The sequence below is a fragment of the Alicyclobacillus tolerans genome, assembly GCF_900142255.1.
Taxonomy (GTDB): domain Bacteria; phylum Bacillota; class Bacilli; order Alicyclobacillales; family Alicyclobacillaceae; genus Alicyclobacillus_I; species Alicyclobacillus_I tolerans.
The window spans coordinates 16,055-38,049 of sequence record NZ_FRAF01000027.1 but is presented as its reverse complement, the minus strand read 5'-3'; the positions used below and the strand labels follow the sequence as shown (position 1 = coordinate 38,049).

The window sequence follows — 21,995 nt, the reverse complement described above, 5'->3', positions numbered from 1 at the left end:
CGCTCAGACCCGTAGTGTGTTCGAGGACTTAGACAAGTGGATACGTCACCGATTGAGAATGTGCTTCCTTAAGCAATGGAAGAAACCTAAGACAAAGCGACGAAACCTCGTCGTCCTTGGGATTCCCGAGGAATGGGCAGTCCTGATAAGCGGTTCCCGCAAGGGCTACTGGAGACTCTCAAATACCCCACAAATGAATAAAGCCCTCGGTCTTGCCTATTGGCGTGACCGAGGACTGGTTAGCTTAGTTGAGCGATACGATGTGATTCGTTCCACAACATGAACCGCCGTATACCGAACGGTACGTACGGTGGTGTGAGAGGACGGGGGTTAGTCACCCCCTCCTACTCGATTTATTTGGAGAAGCCATTCAGGATGGTTACAATAGGAAGTAGTAAAGGAGTGGAGAAATTTATGGCAAAACAACGCGAAATTAAACTGGCAAGCAGACCGCAAGGCATGCCAAGTCAAGACAATTTTTTGTTTGAGACAGTTGAAATACCTGCTTTGCAAGCAGATGAGGTTCTTGTAAAGTCTCTTTATATTTCAGTTGACCCTTATATGCGTGGCAGAATGAATGAAGGAAAATCTTATGTGCCTCCCTATGCACTGGGTGAAGTTATTACAGGTGGCGTGGTAGGTCAAGTGGTGGAATCCAAGAATGACCGCTTTCAAACCGGGGATTTCGTCTTAGGTGAACTCGGCTGGCGGGAATTTAACGTAAGTAAGGGACGCTTGACGAAATTAAATCCGCAGCTAGCTCCACTTTCAGCCTTTCTCGGCGTATTAGGTATGCCTGGCTTGACAGCTTATTTCGGATTGTTGGATATTGGACAGCCTAAAGAAGGGGAAACAGTGGTTGTCTCTGGTGCTGCTGGAGCGGTAGGTATGATTGTTGGGCAGATTGCCAAATTAAAAGGATGCCGCGTAGTGGGTATTGCCGGATCGGACGAAAAAAATCAATATCTTGTTTCAGAACTTGGTTTTGACGCAACCATCAATTATAAAACATCACCTTCGATTCGTAAGGAATTAGCGGAGCTTTGTCCACAAGGAGTGGATATTTATTTTGACAATGTGGGAGGAGACATCACAGACGCGGTTTTTCTTCAATTGAATGACTTTGCTCGCGTTGCGCTCTGTGGGCAGATCGCTCTTTACAATACGGAAAAAGTTGAAGTGGGTCCGCGCATTCTGCCTATTCTCCTCGTTCGCAGAGCGTTGCTAAAAGGTTTTATTGTCAGTGATTATCAGCCTCAATACAGTGTAGCTATGCAGGAACTAGGGAAATGGCTTCAGGCAGGTCAATTGAAATATCGTGAAACCATAGTCGAAGGTTTTGAAAATATTCCTGAGGCTTTTTTAGGCCTGTTTCGCGGAGAGAATGTAGGAAAACAACTTGTTAAAGTGGCCGATCCGTTTTAAACCATGTCAGGCATTTGAAACAGATAAGTTTTCCAAACAATCCATATGAGTTCGGGGCAAATGGATGGAAAGGCGGTCATCTATCATGTGGACACGATTCTCGCTTTATCGAATTTTTGTTATCGTGAACATGAGTATCCGCTTTTCCCTGCAAATTTACTGGTTTTCCAAACGCCATCCAGAACCACGTGATGCAGCCGCGATGGAAGCGTGGGAACAATTGCTGGTGCGACAGGCCCGCGAATATCGGTCCATAGCGCTATCACTGCAGGGATTATGGATTAAAATTGGTCAATTTCTCAGTACACGTGCAGACTTGTTGCCTGATGTATTTTTGCACGAGTTGGACAATCTGGTTGATCAAGTGCCACCTGTACCTTGGCAGCAAGTCGAGAAAGTAATGCGAGAAGCTTGGCATGGCGATATCAGCAGTGTGTTAGCAGACGTGGAACACCATTCTGTCGCTTCCGCTTCTATCGGCGTTGTTTATCGTGGGAAATTGCATGATGGTACCGAGGTGGCGGTGAAGGTTCGCAGACCGGGTATTGACCGGATTATTCGTGCGGATTTTCGAGCGATTCGTATTGTCATTTTTCTTATGAAAAGATTTCGTCGTTTTCGCAAGATGGCGGATTGGTCAGCGCTCTATCGCGAACTTGTACTTGTCATTCGCGATGAACTGAACTTCCGCAAGGAAATGGAAAATGGCCAATATTTTCAAGATAAATATGCGGAACGTAAAGATATTCATATTCCACGCTACTATCCTGAGTTTACAACCCGTTCTGTACTGGTTATGGAATGGATGGAAGGAGCGAAAGTTTCAGATCTCGATTTTCTCGAAGCGCATGGACTCAATCGTAAAGAATTGGCAGAACGGTTGTTTAATGCTTACGCAGAACAAATTTTTTTCGGCGGCAAATTCCATGCAGATCCCCATCCGGGTAATCTGTTAGTACAGAGTGACGGAACCATTGTCTTTCTTGATTTTGGTATGGTAAGTTCATTAAGATCGGAAGATGCTGCGCACATTCGTTCTTTGGTTGAAGGCATACTTCTCAACAACATGGATCAAATTATTGACGCATTAGAAGCGTTGCGCTTTCTGTTACCTAACGCGAATCGTCGTGAATTGTCACGAGCGATTTCCGATTTGATTTCGCTTTACCAAAGGCAGAGCATAGAACGTTTTGATGAAATGGTACTGGAAGAAATTTTAGTAGATATTCAAGCTGTGATACAACGTCAGCCTATTCAATTGCCGGCAGAATTTGCGTTTTTAGGCAGGGCGCTTTCGACGTTTGTCGGTGTCTTGCATATCCTTTCGCCCGGCATTGATATTGTAGCGCTCGGTAAACCCATTGTTGAGAGCTGGATTCAAGGACGAGGCAAAGATGAGAATCAGGAAACAGGGCAAGGTATATCTTGGCTTCGACTTGCTCAAACCTATTTGGCGCCATTGACGCGATATCCTGGCCTGGTCGAAGAAGCGCTTAAAACTCCGAAAGAGCGCTTGACGTTTGAACGTTTTCAATTCCATTATTCTCTCGTCGAACGTGCTCTTGCAAGACAGATGCTGTACAGTTTTCTGCTGCTCTTCGTTTCTTTTGTGGCACTGATGCTCAGTCTCTGGTTCAAACAAAGGGTTGCAGAAATTATTGCATGCGCTATGATGGGATTGAGCCTGTTATGGCTGTTTATCGTTTGGCGAAAACAGCAAGGCTGGTTAAAAAATATTGCAGAGCGCCATTTTCCGGACAGGTAGGAGATGCGTATGAATGACAAAGAGCGCGTTCTGAAACAGGCTAAGCAGCCTCTTGGACCGGTAGAAGTGAAGGTTGAAGGCTTGGAAGATGGATATCGTCTCACATTTCGCGCCAATCCAGAAAGAATTCGTACGGACAGGCGTGTAGCAGGTTCATTTATAGCATTTTTGTCACAGGTCGATCGCGCTGGCATTCGCTTGCCGTTTTTCTTTCGCTGGTTGCTGCGTTTTTGGAAACGATATAATCAAAAATAGAGCTGAGAAAAGAATAGAGAATCATTCAATTTTAAAAAAACACTCCTATTGGAAGGAGTGTTTTTTTTAGACGTACATTAGGTTGATCCAGATGCTTCATCATAGAAGTATGCATGGAAAACCTCAATAGTTGACTATACATCAAAATATTATATAATTTTAATATGATGAACTGGAGGGAAATTGATGAAAAAATTCTTGCTGAGTTCAACTGTTCTTGTTGCTATTTGGTTGACGGGATGTGGTACACCATTGACTGCAAAATCGCAAATAGCTACCCATACAACTTCTACGATAGGCAAGAGTTCTATCACTACAGAGGCCACTCAAAATGCCTCATTCTCGTAGGAATGGGAATAATAATGCTGGCTGGACGTGGATTCGAACTGAACACTGTGAAATATACTGGCGGTCTCGGTAAAAGAATAAAAGTAGGGTCTGCTTGGTCGATGTTTACTTATGGCATATTCTTTGCTATAGCATCGATAGGCTGTACGTTCCCAGTATTTTTAATGCTTGTATCTCAGTCTATCATGTTTGGAAAGTTTGAACAGGGATTATCACATTTTGTCTTATATGCTCTGGGTATGGGTCTTGTGGTTGTGACGATTTCTGTTTTGGCGCTTATTTCAAAAACATATCTTGTCAAAAGACTACGCCAGATATTGCCTTGGGTCACTCGAATCAGTGCGATCATGATTATGAGCGCTGGATTATATGTTATATATGACTGGCTATTTGGCCACCATTTGATTTAAGAGAATAAAATTTGTATTGGCTCCTCTTTTATATTAAAATATTAAAATATAATTATTCAAAAAAAGAAACTGAGACGATTTTTAGGTTTGTGCAAGCAGAATATAACAATGAATCATAATAGGAGGAGGATATTTTTTGGAAGATAAAAAGAATGGTTCGTGGTGGAGTGTTTTGGGCATTTTGTCTCTTTTGATTGCGCCGTTGATTTGTTGTGGGGGACCACTGATTGCTGGGATTTTGGGGGCGACAGGTGTGGGACTCTTCATTACGGGGTTCCTCAAACATTGGCTGCTTGCTGGTGTGATTGGAATCGTCCTTGTGATGGGTATCGTAATCTTTGTGAAAGAACGAAATAAGCGTAAAGCGGCTTGTCACTGTGATGTCAAACTCTCCAGTCCTCTTACAAGCGCAAAGGATGCTAACTTAAGCAATCATCACAGTACGAACAAGACTTAATACGAAGCTTTTTCTTCATTCCGGTGTTTTGTTTTCCTCTTTTTAGGGCGATATATCTCAAATGTCGGGAGTGGGTATAAATGTCTGACAATAACGAATGGAGAGTTCGTTTAAAAATACGAGGCATGACTTGTACAGACTGTGAAAATCACGTCAAATCTGCCTTATTGCGTGTCGGAGCGAAAGATGTATCCGCAAATTTTCGGCGTGGAGAAGCAACTTTTCAGGTTAAAGATAAAGAGAGCCTCGAAGAGGCCAAACACGAAGTTTCCAATATAGGTTATATGCCGGGTGATGCGGAAATCTTGAATATGTCAGAGCGTATTCCAGAAATTGCGCCGGGAAATGATGAATATGATTTGCTCATCATTGGATCGGGAGCATCAGCGTTTTCTGCAGCGATTCAAGCGGTTGGGTATGGGGCGAAAGTAGCCATGGTGGAACGTGGCACCATTGGCGGAACCTGTGTGAATATTGGCTGTGTCCCATCCAAGACGATGTTGCGAGCGGCAGAAATTCATCATATGGCTATGCATAACCCGTTTCATGGGCTAAATACGTCAACAGGTGCAGTTGATTTAGCAAAGCTGATAGTTGACAAGAATGAGCTTGTAGGGGAGCTTCGCCAGCATAAGTATATTGATTTGATTGATGAATACGGGTTTGATCTCATTCAAGGGGAAGCACGGTTCGTAGATGAAAGGACCGTGGAAGTCAACGGCCGCCAAATCACAGCACGCAACTTTCTGATTTCGACTGGTGCTTCTCCTGCAGTCCCGAATATTCCTGGTCTTTACGAAGTCGATTATCTGGTAAGCACGACGGCTCTTGAACTACAGAAGCTTCCAAAGCGACTTGCTGTCATCGGATCAGGCTACATCGCCATGGAGCTGGGACAAATGTTTCACAATCTCGGTTCTGAAGTGACCTTGATGCAAAGAAGTGCCCGTGTATTGAAGTCGTACGAACCGGAAGTCTCACAGGCGATCACCGAGGCACTCACGGAGCAGGGTATGAAAATCATCACCAGTGCGACGTTTAACAGAGTCGAACAAGTCGGGGATATCAAGCGGGTTTACATTACGGTAGGTGGTCATGAGCAAGTCGTTGAGGCCGAAGCTCTGCTCATTGCAACGGGACGCAAACCGAATACGGATTCCTTAAACTTGGAGGCTGCCAAGGTGAAGTTGGGGGATCGCGGTGAAGTGATTGTGAATGAATATCTGCGTACGAGCAATCATCGGATTTATGCGGCTGGAGATGTTACGATGGGGCCACAGTTTGTGTACGTGGCTGCGTATGAAGGCATGATTGTGGCAGAAAACGCAATTACTGGTGCCGAGAAAAAAATCGACCTCCGTGTCGTCCCAGGTGTGACATTCACTAACCCATCCATTGCAACAGTCGGCTTGACTGAAGAGAAAGCAAAGACTGAAGGGTTTGACGTGATGACGTCCGTATTGCCTTTGGATGCGGTACCACGAGCTTTGGTTAATCGAGAAACGACGGGAGTGTTCAAAATCGTAGCGGATTCACAAACACGGAAGATTCTGGGTGTCCACGTGGTTGCTGAGAATGCTGGTGACGTTATCTATTCTGCTCTGTTGGCTGTGAAATTTGGACTTACCATTGATGATTTGCGGTCAACACTTGCTCCGTATCTGACAATGGCAGAAGGGTTGAAACTTGCGACACTGACATTTGATAAAAACGTATCAAAGCTTTCCTGCTGTGCAGGGTAATATAAAACCTATTTTGTAGATGCTAACCTCCGAAATTCTTTGCAAGATTCACTTCAATAAGATTAAAGTATTATAATATCTTTAGAACTTTGAGCATCAATAATTTATGCCATTCATTGAATATAAGGGGATAGTTGAAATGGCGGATACTAGCTCTCCGTATCAGGAGTCTGAAAATATATTGCAAACAGAAATATACGCAAAATTTTTTCATGGTTTGTCAAATTCAACACGACTTCGCATTGTTGAGTTGTTACTAGCTGGGGAGAAAAGTGTCAGCCAGTTGGTCGAAATGATAGGCGCCACGCAGAGCCAGGTTTCAAACCAATTAGCTTGCTTGAAGTGGTGTGGATATGTTACTTCTCGACAAAATGGCAAGTATGTGTTGTATCGGATTTCAGATGATCGAGTGAGTGCGATTTTAAGACTTGCCAAAGAAATTGTGGCGGATAATGCAGAACATATTCGTAGTTGTACGCGTATGTAGCTGACAGAATTGAATATAAAAATCCCATGGTCATCGAAGAGAGTCAACCTTGTTTAGTCAAGGCTTTGACTCTCTTTTGACGCTTCACTTAAAGATTGGAATCCCTTTGTAAAATCAGACTGTCTTATAAATTATATATACGGTATAATATAAATAATGGTGTGAAAAAGCTTGATTCAAGTCGAGTGATGAGGAGAAATCATATTGGAGACTATGAGAAACCCCATAACGAATATGGCAAAAGATGAAGAACCAGCTGTTTTTCACAAGTTGCCAAGTGACGATTCGGTTATCCCTCTCGCGTGGTATCCAGTGGCTTGGTCAAAAGAGTTGCGCGATCGACCTTTAAAATGTCGAATTGCTGGTATGGATCTGGTTCTTTATCGTACAAGCAAACAAAAGGCTCGTGCGCTTGAAGCGTATTGTGCACATCGGGGAGCAGATTTGTCTTTAGGGAAATGCATTGGTGATCATTTGCAATGTGCGTATCATGGATGGGAGTTTTCTGAGAAGGGTATATGCGAGAAAATCCCTGCTCATCCAGACAGGCCGATACCTGATTTTGCGCGAATCAGAGCGTATCCGGTCGAAGAGTGTGCTGGATTGATTTGGGTATGGCCGGATGCCAATATTCCATCTCAACCTCTGCGCGTATTCCCCGAACTTTTAGAAGCCCAGATGCGTTTGGCTGCCTATGAACAAACCTGGAACGCGCATCTCACTCGTGTAGTGGAAAGCGTGCTGGATGTGGCCCATTTGGCCTTTGTGCATGAAAAGACAATTGGGCGTCGTTTACGTCCGGAAATTCCAAAAATTCAATTTTCAGTCGAACAGCAGGACGTTATTCAAATTCAAAACGGCGGCGGTCATTTGCGATATGAATTTCCTCAACAATGGATATTGACTCCATCATCAGAGGCGCGTCGTAAGTTTATTAATTATGTTGTATTCTCTCCGATGGATGGCAAGACAACTAAAATTTTTGGTTATGCGGGAAGAAATTTTATGCAGAGTGTACCTGGGATGGATAGAGTTTTTAGTCGTTATAGCTTGAAAATACTAAATGAGGATAGGGAAGTTGTGGAAAGTCAACATCCACGACCTATTCCTGAGGCTTTACGCATGGAGGCGCATGTTCCTGCAGATGCGCCGCAGATTCGGTTTCGACAGCGCTGGTTTGAGTTTTTAAGTTCAGATGAAGCCAAGTTGAACGTACAATCCTAAACCATGTCTTGATCGATTGTAAATTGAAGTTAGTGATTGCGTTGCTTAGATAGTTCACTAGGAGATTCGGTTAAGAACTGGATGGATACCCTGTTCTTAACCGAATCATATGTGTGTGTTATTCTGTCAAGAGTTCGTAACCAGGAAGAGTTAAAAATTCAACGCATTCTTCAGAAGTCGAGATTTTGTCAAACAATTGCTTGGCATCAGTGAAACGGGAATGATTCATCGCTTCATTGCCAATTTGCGACGCGATTTTTTCAAGTTCTTCATCGAGCAGTTGCCGGAAAAGTTCGACTGTCACTTTGCGTCCATCTTCTAAAATACCTTTGGGATGGTGAATCCATTGCCAAATTTGTGTTCTGGAGATTTCTGCAGTCGCCGCGTCCTCCATCAGATTGAAAATAGGAACTGCTCCAGAACCGCGCAACCAAGCCTCAATATACTGAAGTCCTACACTAATATTCGTACGCAATCCTGTTTCAGTAATCGAACCTTCAGAGGGACGGATAAGTTCTTCTGCCGTCACATGAACATCTTCACGCAATCGAGAAATCTGGTTGGGTGTTGGCATGTGTTGATTAAAAACTTCCATGGCAACAGGGACTAAACCAGGATGAGCTACCCAGGTTCCGTCATGTCCGTCTGTGACTTCCCGTTCTTTATCTGCGCGCACTTTAGCAAAAGCTTGTTCGTTAGCTGCTTCGTCGTTTTTCACTGGAATTTGCGCCGCCATGCCCCCCATAGCGTGAGCTCCGCGACGATGACAAGTTTGAATCGTCAATAGCGTATAAGCACGCATGAAAGGAACTGTCATCGTTACTTGAGCGCGATCGGGCAAAAAGAAATCCGGCAAGTTTCGGAAACGTTTGATGTAGCTAAAGATATAGTCCCAACGTCCGCAATTTAAGCCTGCAGCGTGGTGACGAAGTTCATAAAGGATTTCGTCCATTTCAAATACTGCCATAATAGTTTCAATCAGAACAGTAGCTTTGATAGAGCCACTGGGAATCCCCAGTTTTTCTTCGGAATATTGAAAAACATCATTCCAAAGTCGAGCTTCTAAATGACTTTCCATTTTGGGCAAATAGAAATAGGGTCCCGATCCGCGTGCGAGGAGTTCTTTAGCGTTGTGATAGAAATAGAGACCAAAATCAACCAGTGCTCCAGAAGTCAGCTCGCCGTCTACGAGAATATGCCGTTCGGGGAGATGCCAACCGCGAGGCCGCATAATGAGCACGGCTGTTTGCTCATTTAAACGATATTCTTTTCCCTCAGGAGAAACATAGTCAATTTGGCGGCGAATAGCGTCAAACAGGTTGATTTGACCTTGTATCGTATTTTTCCAGGTGGGAGAATTGGCATCTTCAAAGTCCACCAAAAAAGCCTTGGCGCCAGAATTAAGAGCATTGATGACCATTTTTCGATCACTGCTCGGACCAGTAATTTCTACACGCCTGTCCTGTAAATCAGCAGGGACAGGGTCTATTTTCCAATCAGAGTTGCGAATTTCAGCCGTTTCAGGAAGAAATGTGGGTAACTTTCCTGCGTTTAATTCAGCTTGACGCTTTTCTCTGTTTTGTAGCAATTCAAGTCTGCGGCGGTTAAAGTGGCGATGTAAATCAGCCACAAATTGTAGCGCGTCCATACTCAGAATAGGTTGGTATTCTTCACGCCACGCGCCATGAATTTCCACTCCTTGGGGGGTGTTAAAACGGGTCATCTCTTGAACCTCCCTGTCTGAATGAATTGAACACTTAGAATGATATCACAGTGTTCTGAAATATAGAAGTGCGTTCTGATATACAGAACGCACTTTAGAGTATCCAACAATTGTTTTAGGGAACCATACCTTTCCATACATGAGCTTGCAGAACAACTAAAATTCCTAAGAGTGCAGTCAGAATTAAGCTGTGAATGAATGTCCTGCGAATGACCAAACCTTCTTTTCCTTTGAGTTCGCCTGTTGATACGCCCGTAGATACGTTTTGTGGCGAAATCATTTTACTCATCACGGCACCACTTGAATTTGTAGCAGCCATTAAGGTGGGTGATAGATGTAAACGGTTGGCGGCGACTACCTGAAGATTGCCAAATAGGGCATTGGAAGAAGTGTCCGATCCCGATAAAAAGCAGGCTATCCAACCCAAAAATCCTGAAAAGAATGGGAATGCGGCACCCAAGGCTGCCACAGCAATACCCAGAGTATAGGCCATACCTGAATAATTATAGAGGTAGGCAAGACCTACGATGCACATAACCGTCAGTATGGGAAATCGCAATTGTCTCCAACTGTCTGCTGCCGCCAGCCAGAAATTTTTCCAACCAGAACGAAGCAACAAGGCAGAGAAAATAACGGCAACCAATATAGGTGTACCACTTCCAAGAGGTTGGAAAACGTAAACGGCTGCATACTTTTTCGCGTACAGTGTCAAATAAATAAGATTGTCCAAGCCTGGCCAGTGAATTTTCTGAGTACCGAGATCGGACAAATGCAAAAATGTCCAGGCTATGACAATCACTGTAATGGTGAGCCAGGGCAACCAGCCTCGCCAACCTTCTTTACTTGTAAAACCTTCAAAATCTTTGTTGCGTGATTCTGCATGAGCATAAGACTGAAATTCATGACTGTCTTTAGGTTTCCAAACTCGTGTGAAAAGAACAAGGACAATGAGAGAAACTAAAGCAGCCAGTACATCAGGAAGTTGTGGACCTAGATAATTGGAAACGAGAAATTGTGTAATAGCATAAGAGAATCCTGCTACAAACGCGGCTGGCCAGGCGCCTTTTAAAGCTTTCCAACCACCCATGACTAAAATGACATAGAAGGGTAGGAGGAAGGCGAAAAAAGGTAACTGTCGCCCGACCATGGCTGATAAATGGGCTACTGGCAAATTGGTCACAGAACCGAGTGTGACAATGGGTACGCCAAGAGCTCCGAAAGCGACAGGAGCGGTATCAAAAATAAGAGCGTATACTACGGCGTCCAAAACTGGAAAACCCAGACCGACAAGAAGTGCAGATGCAATGGCTACAGGCGTTCCAAATCCTGCTATTCCCTCCATAAGTGCACCGAAACTGAAAGCAATGACAAGCAGTTGAATTCTTCGGTCAGTTGTAGCGTAGCGATACATCCACCGGCGAAAATTTTCAAACGATCCGGTTCTTTGACTAAGGTTGTAGAGCCACATAGCGGCAAAGACAATCCACATGACAGGCCATAAGGCAAATACCGCTCCGTTGGCAATTGAACTTACAGCTAGATGAGCGGGCAATTTCCACACGAATACGGCCATAATAAAACCAATCACCAGGCCGCTCAGAGCCGCAATCCAGGCAGGTACACGAAGAATACCAAGCAGAACCAGGACAACGGCAATGGGAATCAATCCTACCAAAAAGGAAGGTAGTGTTGCGTGAGCAACCGGGAGTAAGAGCTGATGAAACAATGCGTGGGAAAGATTCAATCGGCTCACATCCTTCTGTAATCATGAATCGTAAAGCTTGAAATACAACGAGATCAGGAAATATATATGAAAGCGGTTACATTATTTTTCTGGACGCTTCCTATCCTCCTTTCTATGCTGTCATCGACAGACAAGGATCGTGTTCGACACATTCTATTGCGTAAAAATTCAAAATACAATATTCTAGAACAAAATTCTGTATAGTAGAATTCAGTAGGAAGAAATGTCTCCCGAATATCGGGATCATATTGAACATCAAGATTAGGGGATAGACATTTGGAGGATTATACGGTCAAATCTGTTGAAAAAGCATTGCAGTTGCTGGAAGCTGTCAGTGAGTATCCACAAGGAGTGGCTATTACTGAGTTAGCAGAACGTATGAGAATGGTCAAAAGCACTGTGCATCGTCTTTTGCAAACGATGATGCGTCGCGGTTTTATTGAACAGGACAGCACCACGGGACGTTATAAGTTGGGTTATGCTGTGCTCGATCTCGGTATGCGTTTATATGCGTCGATTGACTTGCGCAAGGAAGCTGAGCCCTTTCTACGCGAACTCGTGCAACAAACTGGTGAAGTTGTTCATCTGGCGCTAGTTGATCAAGGATCGGTCGTTTATATTGACAAATACGATAGTGCGAGTACCATACGTATGCACTCCAGAGTTGGCAAGCGAGTACCCGTTCATGCTACTGGGCTCGGAAAAGCGATTTTAGCTTTCTCTCCTCGTCAAATAGCACTTTCTATATTGGATCGATATGGGATGCCATCGCTGACTCCTTATACCATCACGAGTAAAGAAGTATTTATGCAGATTTTGCAACAAGTTCGTGAGAATGGTTTTGCGGAGGATGCCGAGGAGAACGAATTAGGTGTTTGTTGTGTGGCTGCGCCTATTTTTAATAATCAACGGCAGGCGGTTGCGGCTTGCAGTGTTTCCGGTCCGAAGGATAGAATGGACGACAAACGACGTCAAGAGTATGCTGAATATGTGCGACAGGCAGGGCATAACATTTCTATGCGACTTGGCTACGGATTAAGTGGTTCCTCTATTTAACGATTCGTTGCATGGAGTGGCTTTACGTGTGAAATACATCAAAAATTACAGAACGCAGTTCTGTAATATAGAACAATTTTTCAGAATGATGGCATGTTTCGGTTTTATTCGTTAAAAGATCATCCATGATAGGTCGGTAAAAGGTGGGGAAAGTATGGGGCAGCATCCAGATGAAGTGTTGGAAAAAATAAGTCTGTTACAGAAAACGGCAGCCCATTTTTTGGAAAATACTGGCATTACAGTGGAAGAAAGAGCTGGAATGTACAATAACCAATATCTTCATGTGAAAGCCCATAGTCCAGAGGCGGTTGTTTCAGTCATGAACTTGGCGGGAGAGAAGGGCTGGCGTGTACACCCTTGCGGAGCTGGGACGATTTGGCCAATGTTGGATGATGATTCCATGGACATTCTGCTGGATGTATCTCCTCTTCAACAATGCATAGAGTATTCTCCTGCTGATATGGTCATTACCGTACAAAGCGGAATGTCTTTGCAATGTTTACAGAATATAGTTCATGAGCAAGGGCAGCATCTACCCGTTTATCCAGTTTGTCATCCTGGAGCCACTGTAGGAGGACTTTTGGCTGCGAATCATAATGGACCCGAAAGGGTGTTGTATGGTACTTGGAGAGATTTGTTGATTGGTGCACGGGTTGTGATGGCGAATGGTGAGTTATTGCGTACTGGAGGCAAAGTGGTTAAGAATGTAGCTGGTTATGATATGTCCAAGTTATGGGTAGGTTCTTATGGTTCTCTGGGTATTCTTACGGAATGCACTTTTAAGTTGCGTCCCTTGCCACTTTATCACTCCGTATGTCTATTAACTGGTGATTTTATGAAAATTTCTGAGGCTAGTTCCTTGATTAGAGATTCATCGTTGATTCCAAGTACTTTTGAGTGGATGTCAGGAGATGAATTGAACAACTTATGGGATACGCCAGCGCCAACAGCGTTAGCCATCGGTTGTCATGAGAACCAGCTTTCAGCTGAATACCAAGCTGATTTTCTTCGTCAGATTTGCCGTCAACTCGGTATTCAAATATCTGTCCTTCACGGGCAGGAAGCAGATGAATGGTGGCAACAATACCGCCAATTGCTTGCTTCCTATCCCATTCTCCTGCAAATACAGGCTAAGCCCACAACTTTGCCTGAAATTCAGAAAACATTGCACAACTGGTCTCACGTTACAGGTTGTCCAATAGAACAGAGTGCAAGTCAACCAGTGGGAGTTTTACGCATCTATACCAAGCCTACAGAAATCAATGCCCGTCTATTGATAGCAGAGGCAGTCCGCCTAACTCGCCAATATTCAGCTACGCTTCAACTACTTTCTGCCCCACTTGCCTGGCGTTCCTCTTTGCTTCGTGAATTGCCCACTTATCTTCATCCTGTGGAGCAACAACTGATGAAATCGTTAAAACAATCGTTTGATCCAAATGAAATTCTACCCCAACTACCTATTTTGGGAGGCGGTTTGCTTGAGTCTGCCATTTGAAGAAGTACATCGCCAGTCATCTTTCATATTTGCGGATGCTCCAGATGAGGATAAATACTCCGTCTGTGTACATTGCGGTTTTTGCTTAGAAGTTTGCCCTACATATCAGGAGTGGTCCGATGAAAACCATTCACCGCGGGGAAGGGTTTATTTAATTAAACAAACAGCCGAAGGTCACTTGACTCTAAACGAAGATGTTATGGATCCCGTTTTCACTTGTCTAGATTGTCGAGCTTGCGAATCTGTTTGTCCTTCTGGTGTGCAAGTGGGAGCTTTGATAGAGGAGGCGCGAGGACAAGTGTTTTATGCCAATCCTAAAAGAGGTTGGCGAGGATGGTTAGAGCAACTATTTTTACGTGAGATTTTTCCCCATCCTAAACGTTTACAAAAGTTACGGGCTCTGACGCGTTTTTATCAAGTTTCAGGACTTCAAACTTGGGTGAGAAGGCTTGGGTTATTGCGGATTTTGCCTCGGCATTTACAGGCGTTGGAAGCGGCTATGCCTGAAGTGACTGTTCAACCATTACTAGGGAATTCGGAAAATTTACCAATGGTGGATGGCAAATCTTCAACTCGTAAAAATACGGGAGAAAAAGGTAAGGTTGCACTGTTTACAGGTTGTGTGATGGATGTTTTTTATACGCATGTTCATGAAGCTACAGCTGAAGTCTTGCTTCGCAATCATTTCCAAGTTCATGTACCAAGCGAACAGAAATGTTGCGGAGCACTGCAGGTTCATGCGGGAGACCGGGATACAGCGCGTTCGTTGGCAAGAAAGAATATACAAGCATTCCTAAATTCAGATGCAGATTATATTGTTGTTAACGCTGCAGGTTGTGGAGCGTTGTTGAAAGAATATCCTGAACTTTTCCGCAATTATCCAGAAGAAATGGAAAGAGCAGAGTTATTTGCATCTAAAGTCAGAGATATTTCTGAATTGCTTTTTGAAAAAGGATGGGAACCTCCGAAAGGTGAGCTTTGCGAAACTGTAGCCTATCATGATGCTTGTCATCTCTGTCATGCACAAAAAATACGGCATCAACCAAGAGCATTGCTCGCTTCTATTCCAGGACTTCAATTAGTGGATTTGCCAGATGCAGATCGGTGTTGTGGAAGTGCAGGTATATATAACCTGACACATCCAGAAATGGCTCAAAGACTTCTCGAACGTAAACTGGCGGACATTCCGGATGACGTATCCACTTTAGCAATGGGAAATCCGGGTTGTCTATTACAAATTTCCTCAGGTCTGAAAGAAAAAAATGTACCCGTCAAAGTGGTCCATACGGTGGAACTGTTGCAACGAGCCTACAGAATGGAAGGGGAAGGTGAAGACGGTGCTGCCAAGACATGTGCAAATTGAGCTTGAAAACTTGCTCGGATCGGCAAATGTCATCTTTCAATCGGATAAGCTAAAAGCTTATGACTGCGATGCGTATGTAGCTGAAAAGGCGATGCCAAGAGCAGTAGTGTTCCCTCAATCTACTGAACAAGTGGCCTCCATTGTAAAAATCTTCAATCGCGAGCAAATACCTTTCCTTCCTCGTGGCGCTGGTACAGGATTGTCAGGGGGAGCTACTCCGTTCGCTGGTGAGGTTGTCATTAGTTTAGTTAAAATGGATCGATTGCTGCATGTGGATTTTGAAAATCATCGAGCTATTGTGCAGCCGGGTTTTGTGAACTTAGTTTTAAGTCGCCAGATTGCACATCGTGGCTTCTATTACGCTCCCGATCCCTCCAGCCAGTCTGTATGCACCATAGGAGGAAATGTGGCTGAAAATTCTGGGGGATCGCACTGCCTCAAATACGGGGTAACGAGCAATCACGTAGTGGCTTTAACTTTGGTCACTCCCACAGGTGAAATTGTTACGCTTGGGCAGGTACATGGTGATGTGTTGGGATATGATTTACTGGGAGTCATGGTAGGTTCGGAAGGGACATTGGGCATTGTTACAGAGATTACAGTAAAAATTTTAAAAAAACCAGAATCGGTGGAAACTGTATTAGCTTATTTCCATACGGTAGCCGACGCTTCTGACACAGTTTCTGATCTCATAGCTCATGGTGTGCTGCCAGCTGCGGTAGAGATGATGGATCAATTGATGATGCAGGCAGTAGATAAAAGTGTCTACCATGTAGGTTATCCGCCGGAAATTGCGGCAGTGCTGCTGATTGAAGTAGATGGCCTTCAAGCTGGTGTAGAAGATATGGCCCAACGCGTATTGGATATCTGTTGTCGCCATAATGTTCATTCAGTTCGTCGGGCTGTTAATGAAGAAGAACGGAAACTTTGGTGGAGTAGTCGGAAGATGGCATTTCCAGCCGTAGGTCGAATTTCTCCTGATTATATGGTTCAAGATGGTGTGATTCCACGTACAAGGTTAACGGAGATATTGGCTAGGATTGCAGATTTGAGTCATGAATATGGATTGCGCGTCGCCAATGTCTTTCATGCTGGGGATGGGAATTTACACCCATTGATATGTTATGACGGCCGTATTCCAGAGCAGTTGGCGAAAGCGATGGATCTCGGCAGAAAAATTTTAGAGCTTTGTGTAGAAATGGGTGGGAGTATTACAGGTGAGCATGGTGTGGGAATTGAGAAAATTGAACAGATGAAAGTCCAATTCTCTTCTGTTGACTTGCAATGGCAGGAAAGGTTGCGACGTGTGTTCAATCCTGCTGATTTATGTAATTCTGGCAAGCTGATTCCACGCCCTGCCCGTTGTGCTGAATTTCGACAAATTCAAACCATGGTTGAAAAGTACGCAGCAGCGTTCCAGGAAACGGTATAATTCGTCAATACCAGCGCCCCAATCCATTGTCGACTGATTGGGGCGTGTAAATGGACTAGCAGCTCAAATGACCAAACAGATTCTTCTTAATAAGACTTGGCGTACCATACGCTGTGTTTCGCTTCAGAGCCGCAGACTACGCATGTTTGTAAGTGAGTAGGCGGCTCAAAGGGAATGTTGCGGCTTGTAGCGCCAGTTTTCTCTTTGATAGTTAACTCGCAAACGTTGTCACCACACCAACCTGCTAAAACAAACCCACGCTGATTTTGGATAATATCATCTAATTCAGTAAAAGATGCAGCGATTCGGCTATTTTCTTCGGCAAATTGCTTAGCTTTGCGATACATATTTTGTTGAATATCCGTTAAAAGTTGTTCTACGGTCTCTTCTAATTTATCTATTGCAATAGCCTGTTTATCTCCTGTGTCGCGACGAACCAAGACCACTTGTCCAGCATCCATGTCGCGCGGTCCCACTTCTAATCGAATAGGAATTCCTCGCATTTCATATTCGTTAAATTTCCAGCCGGGACTTGTATCTTCATTGGCGTCCATTTGAACGCGAATGTTACGTTTAGAAATTCGCTTCAATAAATCTTTGGCGTGAGTTACAACGCGTTCTCTCTCTTTTTGTGGACCAATTGGAATGATCATGACTTGGGTAGGTGCGATTTTAGGTGGTAGTGCCAAACCGCGATCGTCCCCATGAACCATAATCAGCGCTCCAAGTATACGTGTGGAGATCCCCCAGGAAGTCGTATGAACATATTTTCTCTCGTTGTCTTTATCGAGAAATTGAATCTCAAACCCTTTGGCAAAGTTTTGTCCCAAATAGTGTGATGTTGCTGCCTGCAGCGCTTTTCCATCTTTCATCAGGGCTTCAATTGAATAAGTGCTAACGGCGCCAGCAAACTTTTCTAGAGGTGTCTTTTGACCTTTGAAGACTGGAATGGCCAAGAAATTCTCTACAAAATCTGTATAGATGTTGAGCATCTGTTCAGTTTCTGCAATCGCTTCTTCAGCAGTTGCGTGTGCAGTATGACCTTCTTGCCAGAGGAATTCGCTTGTTCTTAAGAATGGAAGCGTTCGTTTCTCCCAACGTACTACGTTTGCCCATTGATTAATCAGTACAGGCAAATCACGATAGGACTGAATCCATTGTGCGTACATATGACCAATGATGGTTTCGCTGGTTGGCCTTACCGCCAGACGCTCTTCCAATTTTTCTCCGCCTGCTTCAGTTACCCAAGGTAGCTCAGGGTTAAAACCCTCCACATGTTCTTTTTCTTTCTGAAAAAAAGATTCTGGAATGAAGAGCGGAAAATAGGCATTGCGGTGCCCAGTTTCTTTAAAACGTCTGTCAAGTTCTTGTTGGCAGGCTTCCCAAAGCGCATACCCATCTGGTTTAAACACGATACAACCGCGCACCGGCGCGTAATCCATCAAGTCAGCACGCCGAATGACGTCAATATACCAGCGTGAAAAGTCTTCGCTTTGAGGAGTAATTTCTTTGACGAAAGATTTATCAGATTTTGGCATACAGCGTCCTCCTTGTTTTCCTGTGCCCATCTTACACGGCAAGCAGCCTAAAGGAAAGTGCAGGAGAGTAGAACAAGCTTTCTTCGCCATAATAATTTTGTCAGGAGGAATTTCACATGGATACCATTACGCACGCTGCTATGGGCATAGGTGTCTACTCTACATGGTTGGCTTTTGCCCCGCCGGATCCCCATCTTTCCCACTCTGTCATGCTTGCGGCAGCCGTATTAGGCTCGGAAATCTGTGATTTGGATACCGTTATGCGTCTTTTTGGCAGGGAACGATTTTTATATGCTCATCGTCGCGCCACGCATTCTCTGCCAGGCACTCTCTTTTTCGCTTTATTGATTGCCGCTGTTTTTCAGTTGTGGAGTTCAGGGAAAGGTCCAGAAATTTTTTTCATGGCTTGGTTCTGTGCGTTGCTGCATGTGCTTAGTGATGTTTTGACAGCTTATGGTACGGCTGTTTTTTGGCCGATCTCGGAAAAAAGATACGCATTGGATGTCTTATTTTTATACGAATACGCATGGGATGTATGGCTTGTCTTAGGTTTAGTGTTACACCTCATGGGCATTCCGCTCTTGAAAGTAGTCATTCTTTGTGACGGATTGGCGTTGTTGCTTCTATTCATTCGTGTTCTGAATCGACTCATTTTACCTAAACGAGTACGTCCTATCCAGCAATCGGATGAATCTGCGGTTTTTCCACCCGCGCTACTTCCATGGCGTCAACAGTTTGTCTTTGCTCATCCTTCAGGAATAGTGCGTTTTGGAAGTTGTTCGTGGTTTAAATCTCCGGTGATAGATGCTGTTTATCAAACGGAGGAAACGCAAGCGATTCATTATGTATTGCACGAAACCAAACTTGGTCGAGAGTTTTCACGTTTGGCGAGAGTGTTGATTGGGTGGACAGAGCGAGAGGGCGATGGATTTCGGGTACGCCTGGCGGATGCAGTGTTTCGTAGCGGGCGGTTGCTTCCTTTTCATATTTGGGTTGTATTGCGATTGGAAGGAGAACGTTTTGCTATTTTGTCTGAAGGTATGCGCTTTGAGGCATTTCGACCTGCAGCTTGGGGAGGTCAGGTAGTGGATTTTCCTTTAAGAAATAAGAAAAAAACTCCATCTGCTCATTCAATCATCCGTTGAGTGCGAATCTTCAGGAAGATAAGTTGCTTGGTTGTCGTTTAAAAATTCAGCAATCGATTCCAGTAAAAGAGAAGTGTTATCGAGTGCTTTACGTTCAGCGAGATGTTCAGCCAATTGTAAGTAACGAGCTCCTTCTTCAGAAACCAGCAAAGGATAGTTTACAGTAGTCATCTTTTCCTCTCGTTCGTTGTGACTGTCAAAATAGCTGAGCGGCAAATCAAATGCATGGGCAATCCGGCAGACCACATCGAAGGAAGGATTTTTGCGTCCCCCTTTTTCAATGGCGCTTAAATGGCTCATAGAAATTCCCGTCCGTTGACAAAGTGTTGCCAACGTCCAGTGTCTTTGTAGTCGCAAGTACCTGATTTTTTCTCCCAGTGTCATGTGGCCACCCCACAACAACGCTCAGTATGCTTTATCAGTATAGGAATGTTATACAAATGTGTAAAGAGGAGAGACGATTCTCTAAGTCTCTCCGTTTTTTATATGAGTTACGTGTGGCCAGTATCTAGACCACTCATCCCGGCTTACTACTGCCATGGACAATAACTCATCAGACTCAAATTGTCTTCGTCGGAAAAACTTTCGATAATGCGATGGAATTTTTCCGGTATCAGAATAAAAACGATGAGGGGGTAGTTTACGCCAGGCTAGAATAGCTTGCATATTCTCTGTAGGGATGAGAAAAAGAACCTCCTCAATAGAAAAAACATGTATGAGATTGTGAATCAGTTCTGACTTGACAGGCAAATTCCACCCCTTATTGCGAAAAGAAGGGAGTAGATAGGTTCCAGCCTCCATACGCCGTTGGCCATCGTTAAACCATTGTTCATCAATGAGGGATACGTACGCAAAGCCAATGGTCTGTTCTGACTCATTCCTTGCAGATGTTTCGCCTGCCTTTTGGAATGAGTTCTCACGCTGGATAGGGTGCATAGTAAATATCCATGCTTCGGCGCTGCCGTTTGCTCGGCCAAGTTGTAAGCTCGCCCACCATGACAACACTGATGTTGTAGAAAAAGCCATAGCAAAGGCTTGATCGGATTCAAGAAGAGGTAGTAAATCAAGTAAATTCTCCTCAGTCATGGGACAAACACTGGAGAGCTGAAGCATGAGTGACTTCCTTTCTGTAGGATTCTCAATGTTTGCAAGATGCTCATTCTAGCATACGGTAATTGAATATTAAGAGAAAAATTTTTCGCGCGTATTCTACAATCGTATAAAAATGGCAGACAAATTGAGTCAACATCTGCTAGAATTTACTCTATTATAGAAAATGATGGGGTGGTGGGTGTGGCACGTTTGTCTGAAAATGTAAAATATTACCGAACAGTCAAAGGGATGTCGGTTCGAGAACTTGCCATGAAAGCAGGAGTTAGTTCTTCATATATCTATGCCATAGAGTCGGGCGCTAGAGGAAGCAATTTAACTAAACTGGAGAAAATTGCAGAAGCTTTGGAAGTTCCGCTACAACGATTGTGGGAGGAGAAAAAATACCCATGAGTCTCCGTACAGGACTGGAAAAAAGACGAAAAGAGATGCGACTGTCACAATTTGAATTGGCGAAAGGACTGACCTCTCAGAGTCATATTTCTCTTCTTGAAAGAGGGTTAGTAAAGCCGTCCAACGAGTTGGCGGAAGCACTTTCCCAAAGATTGTGTTGTTCAGTGGAACAACTATTCGCAGCAGATGACAGTTCTCTCCTGCAAGGGAAACTTTTGCAAAAGGCTTGGCATGCTTTTTTGCTATCTGAGTTATCCCAACCTGAGGGTTTGAAAGAATTATATCAAATTAGAGAGGATTTGCTTGATATACAAGAGAAATTGCTATATCAACACTATCTTATCTCCTCTCAAAGTCTCACAAACGAATTGGACTGGTACGATTTTGAGAGAAGATTAGACTGCGTCTGGCTGATTCCAGCAGGAAAAAGCAGAGAAAGCAGACAGAGGGAAATACAGCGCAAGGAAGAATTACAGCGTCTGGTGGTAGACGCAGCTACTCGCAGAAATATTTATGCTCATCTGGGTCGAATGGAAGCTGCCGATTGGTGGAGTCAACAGGAATGTCAATTGCTGCAAAGGTGGAACTGGTATCAGATGCAGCCGCTTGTCGATCAGATTTGTCACCGTCTATATGATTCCAAGGAAGAAAGGGAACTTCATGATGCCCACGCCTGAAGAGATTGGATATGCAGATGCCATTCGTCAAATGCAGCGCGCCTTGCATCGCAGGCAAAAGCAGTTACAAGAACAACTTGAGCAACCGGAGATTAGCAGCGAAGCAGAGGTAAAACTTCAAGCAAGGTTAGATGAAATCAAACATTGTTTAGAGGTTCTTGAATCCATTCACCGCTGATCTTTGATAAAAATTTTATAGGAAATTA

23 protein-coding genes are annotated in these 21,995 nt (G+C 44.0%); 18 read left to right on the top strand and 5 right to left on the bottom strand.

Annotated features, from left to right (window positions below; translation table 11 throughout):
• Positions 1–16 precede the first annotated feature (16 nt).
• The 10 genes from BUA75_RS16595 (at position 17) to BUA75_RS13240 (ending at position 8,113) form a co-directional block, all read left to right on the top strand.
• Positions 17–283: a group II intron maturase-specific domain-containing protein gene (locus BUA75_RS16595; protein ID WP_423219861.1), complete on the top strand. Its 267-nt coding sequence runs from the start codon at positions 17–19 to the stop codon at positions 281–283.
• A gap of 131 nt (positions 284–414) precedes the next feature.
• Entirely contained in the window at positions 415–1,425 is a 1,011-nt protein-coding gene (locus tag BUA75_RS13275) for an NADP-dependent oxidoreductase (RefSeq protein WP_072875082.1), read from the top strand.
• A gap of 85 nt (positions 1,426–1,510) precedes the next feature.
• Complete coding sequence (locus BUA75_RS13270) at positions 1,511–3,190, top strand: ABC1 kinase family protein (RefSeq protein ID WP_072875081.1); 1,680 nt, start codon at positions 1,511–1,513, stop codon at positions 3,188–3,190.
• Between the two features lie 9 nt (positions 3,191–3,199).
• Positions 3,200–3,445 (top strand): hypothetical protein, encoded by a 246-nt coding sequence (locus BUA75_RS13265; RefSeq protein ID WP_072875080.1) that lies wholly within the window; start codon positions 3,200–3,202, stop codon positions 3,443–3,445.
• Between the two features lie 186 nt (positions 3,446–3,631).
• Complete coding sequence (locus BUA75_RS15970; protein WP_165612024.1) at positions 3,632–3,793, top strand: hypothetical protein; 162 nt, start codon at positions 3,632–3,634, stop codon at positions 3,791–3,793.
• A gap of 14 nt (positions 3,794–3,807) precedes the next feature.
• Positions 3,808–4,203 carry a cytochrome c biogenesis protein CcdA gene (locus BUA75_RS13260; protein WP_072875079.1) on the top strand — a complete coding sequence of 132 codons (396 nt, stop codon included), beginning with the start codon at positions 3,808–3,810 and terminating at the stop codon, positions 4,201–4,203.
• A 136-nt stretch (positions 4,204–4,339) separates the two neighbouring features.
• On the top strand, positions 4,340–4,660 hold the full coding sequence (locus BUA75_RS13255) for a hypothetical protein (RefSeq protein ID WP_072875078.1): 321 nt from the start codon (positions 4,340–4,342) through the stop codon (positions 4,658–4,660).
• An 80-nt stretch (positions 4,661–4,740) separates the two neighbouring features.
• Positions 4,741–6,402 (top strand): mercury(II) reductase, encoded by a 1,662-nt coding sequence (gene merA, locus BUA75_RS13250; protein WP_072875077.1) that lies wholly within the window; start codon positions 4,741–4,743, stop codon positions 6,400–6,402.
• Positions 6,403–6,541: 139 nt separating this feature from the next.
• Positions 6,542–6,889 (top strand): ArsR/SmtB family transcription factor, encoded by a 348-nt coding sequence (locus BUA75_RS13245; RefSeq protein ID WP_072875076.1) that lies wholly within the window; start codon positions 6,542–6,544, stop codon positions 6,887–6,889.
• Positions 6,890–7,102: 213 nt separating this feature from the next.
• On the top strand, positions 7,103–8,113 hold the full coding sequence (locus BUA75_RS13240; protein WP_242650337.1) for a Rieske 2Fe-2S domain-containing protein: 1,011 nt from the start codon (positions 7,103–7,105) through the stop codon (positions 8,111–8,113).
• Positions 8,114–8,231: 118 nt separating this feature from the next.
• Here BUA75_RS13240 and aceB read toward each other — a convergent pair whose 3' ends face one another.
• Both aceB and BUA75_RS13230 read right to left on the bottom strand, forming a co-directional pair.
• Positions 8,232–9,836 (bottom strand): malate synthase A, encoded by a 1,605-nt coding sequence (gene aceB / locus BUA75_RS13235; RefSeq protein ID WP_072875075.1) that lies wholly within the window; start codon positions 9,834–9,836, stop codon positions 8,232–8,234.
• Between the two features lie 115 nt (positions 9,837–9,951).
• Positions 9,952–11,589 carry an L-lactate permease gene (locus BUA75_RS13230; protein ID WP_238413552.1) on the bottom strand — a complete coding sequence of 546 codons (1,638 nt, stop codon included), beginning with the start codon at positions 11,587–11,589 and terminating at the stop codon, positions 9,952–9,954.
• A 267-nt stretch (positions 11,590–11,856) separates the two neighbouring features.
• Between BUA75_RS13230 and BUA75_RS13225 the strand changes: the two genes are divergently transcribed.
• The 4 genes from BUA75_RS13225 (at position 11,857) to BUA75_RS13210 (ending at position 16,926) form a co-directional block, all read left to right on the top strand.
• A complete protein-coding gene (locus tag BUA75_RS13225) occupies positions 11,857–12,636 on the top strand; it encodes an IclR family transcriptional regulator (RefSeq protein ID WP_072875074.1) in 780 nt (259 codons plus the stop codon).
• Between the two features lie 154 nt (positions 12,637–12,790).
• Positions 12,791–14,131 carry an FAD-binding oxidoreductase gene (locus BUA75_RS13220; RefSeq protein WP_072875073.1) on the top strand — a complete coding sequence of 447 codons (1,341 nt, stop codon included), beginning with the start codon at positions 12,791–12,793 and terminating at the stop codon, positions 14,129–14,131.
• Positions 14,115–15,494, top strand: coding sequence for a (Fe-S)-binding protein (locus tag BUA75_RS13215; RefSeq protein WP_072875072.1), 1,380 nt, complete (start codon positions 14,115–14,117; stop codon positions 15,492–15,494). The genes BUA75_RS13220 and BUA75_RS13215 overlap by 17 nt, the downstream gene beginning before the upstream one ends.
• Positions 15,484–16,926: an FAD-linked oxidase C-terminal domain-containing protein gene (locus BUA75_RS13210; protein WP_242650336.1), complete on the top strand. Its 1,443-nt coding sequence runs from the start codon at positions 15,484–15,486 to the stop codon at positions 16,924–16,926. Before BUA75_RS13215 ends, BUA75_RS13210 begins: the two co-directional genes overlap by 11 nt.
• Positions 16,927–17,012: 86 nt before the next feature.
• Here the strand turns inward: BUA75_RS13210 and proS are convergent, their stop codons facing one another.
• Complete coding sequence (proS, locus tag BUA75_RS13205; RefSeq protein ID WP_072875070.1) at positions 17,013–18,464, bottom strand: proline--tRNA ligase; 1,452 nt, start codon at positions 18,462–18,464, stop codon at positions 17,013–17,015.
• A 116-nt stretch (positions 18,465–18,580) separates the two neighbouring features.
• Between proS and BUA75_RS13200 the strand changes: the two genes are divergently transcribed.
• Positions 18,581–19,609, top strand: a complete 1,029-nt coding sequence (locus BUA75_RS13200) for a metal-dependent hydrolase (RefSeq protein ID WP_072875069.1) — start codon at positions 18,581–18,583, stop codon at positions 19,607–19,609.
• Here BUA75_RS13200 and BUA75_RS13195 read toward each other — a convergent pair.
• Entirely contained in the window at positions 19,595–19,993 is a 399-nt protein-coding gene (locus BUA75_RS13195) for a helix-turn-helix domain-containing protein (RefSeq protein ID WP_072875068.1), read from the bottom strand. The genes BUA75_RS13200 and BUA75_RS13195 overlap by 15 nt on opposite strands.
• A gap of 81 nt (positions 19,994–20,074) precedes the next feature.
• Complete coding sequence (locus BUA75_RS13190; protein ID WP_072875067.1) at positions 20,075–20,722, bottom strand: hypothetical protein; 648 nt, start codon at positions 20,720–20,722, stop codon at positions 20,075–20,077.
• A 180-nt stretch (positions 20,723–20,902) separates the two neighbouring features.
• Between BUA75_RS13190 and BUA75_RS13185 the strand changes: the two genes are divergently transcribed.
• The 3 genes from BUA75_RS13185 to BUA75_RS13175 are packed head-to-tail and all read left to right on the top strand — an operon-like array spanning position 20,903 to position 21,967.
• The gene (locus tag BUA75_RS13185) at positions 20,903–21,112 is read left to right on the top strand and encodes a helix-turn-helix domain-containing protein (RefSeq protein WP_242650335.1); all 210 of its coding nucleotides are present in this window, start codon (positions 20,903–20,905) and stop codon (positions 21,110–21,112) included.
• On the top strand, positions 21,109–21,789 hold the full coding sequence (locus BUA75_RS13180) for a helix-turn-helix domain-containing protein (RefSeq protein WP_072875065.1): 681 nt from the start codon (positions 21,109–21,111) through the stop codon (positions 21,787–21,789). Before BUA75_RS13185 ends, BUA75_RS13180 begins: the two co-directional genes overlap by 4 nt.
• Positions 21,776–21,967, top strand: coding sequence for a hypothetical protein (locus tag BUA75_RS13175; RefSeq protein WP_129583649.1), 192 nt, complete (start codon positions 21,776–21,778; stop codon positions 21,965–21,967). The genes BUA75_RS13180 and BUA75_RS13175 overlap by 14 nt, the downstream gene beginning before the upstream one ends.
• The last annotated feature ends 28 nt before the right edge of the window (positions 21,968–21,995 follow it).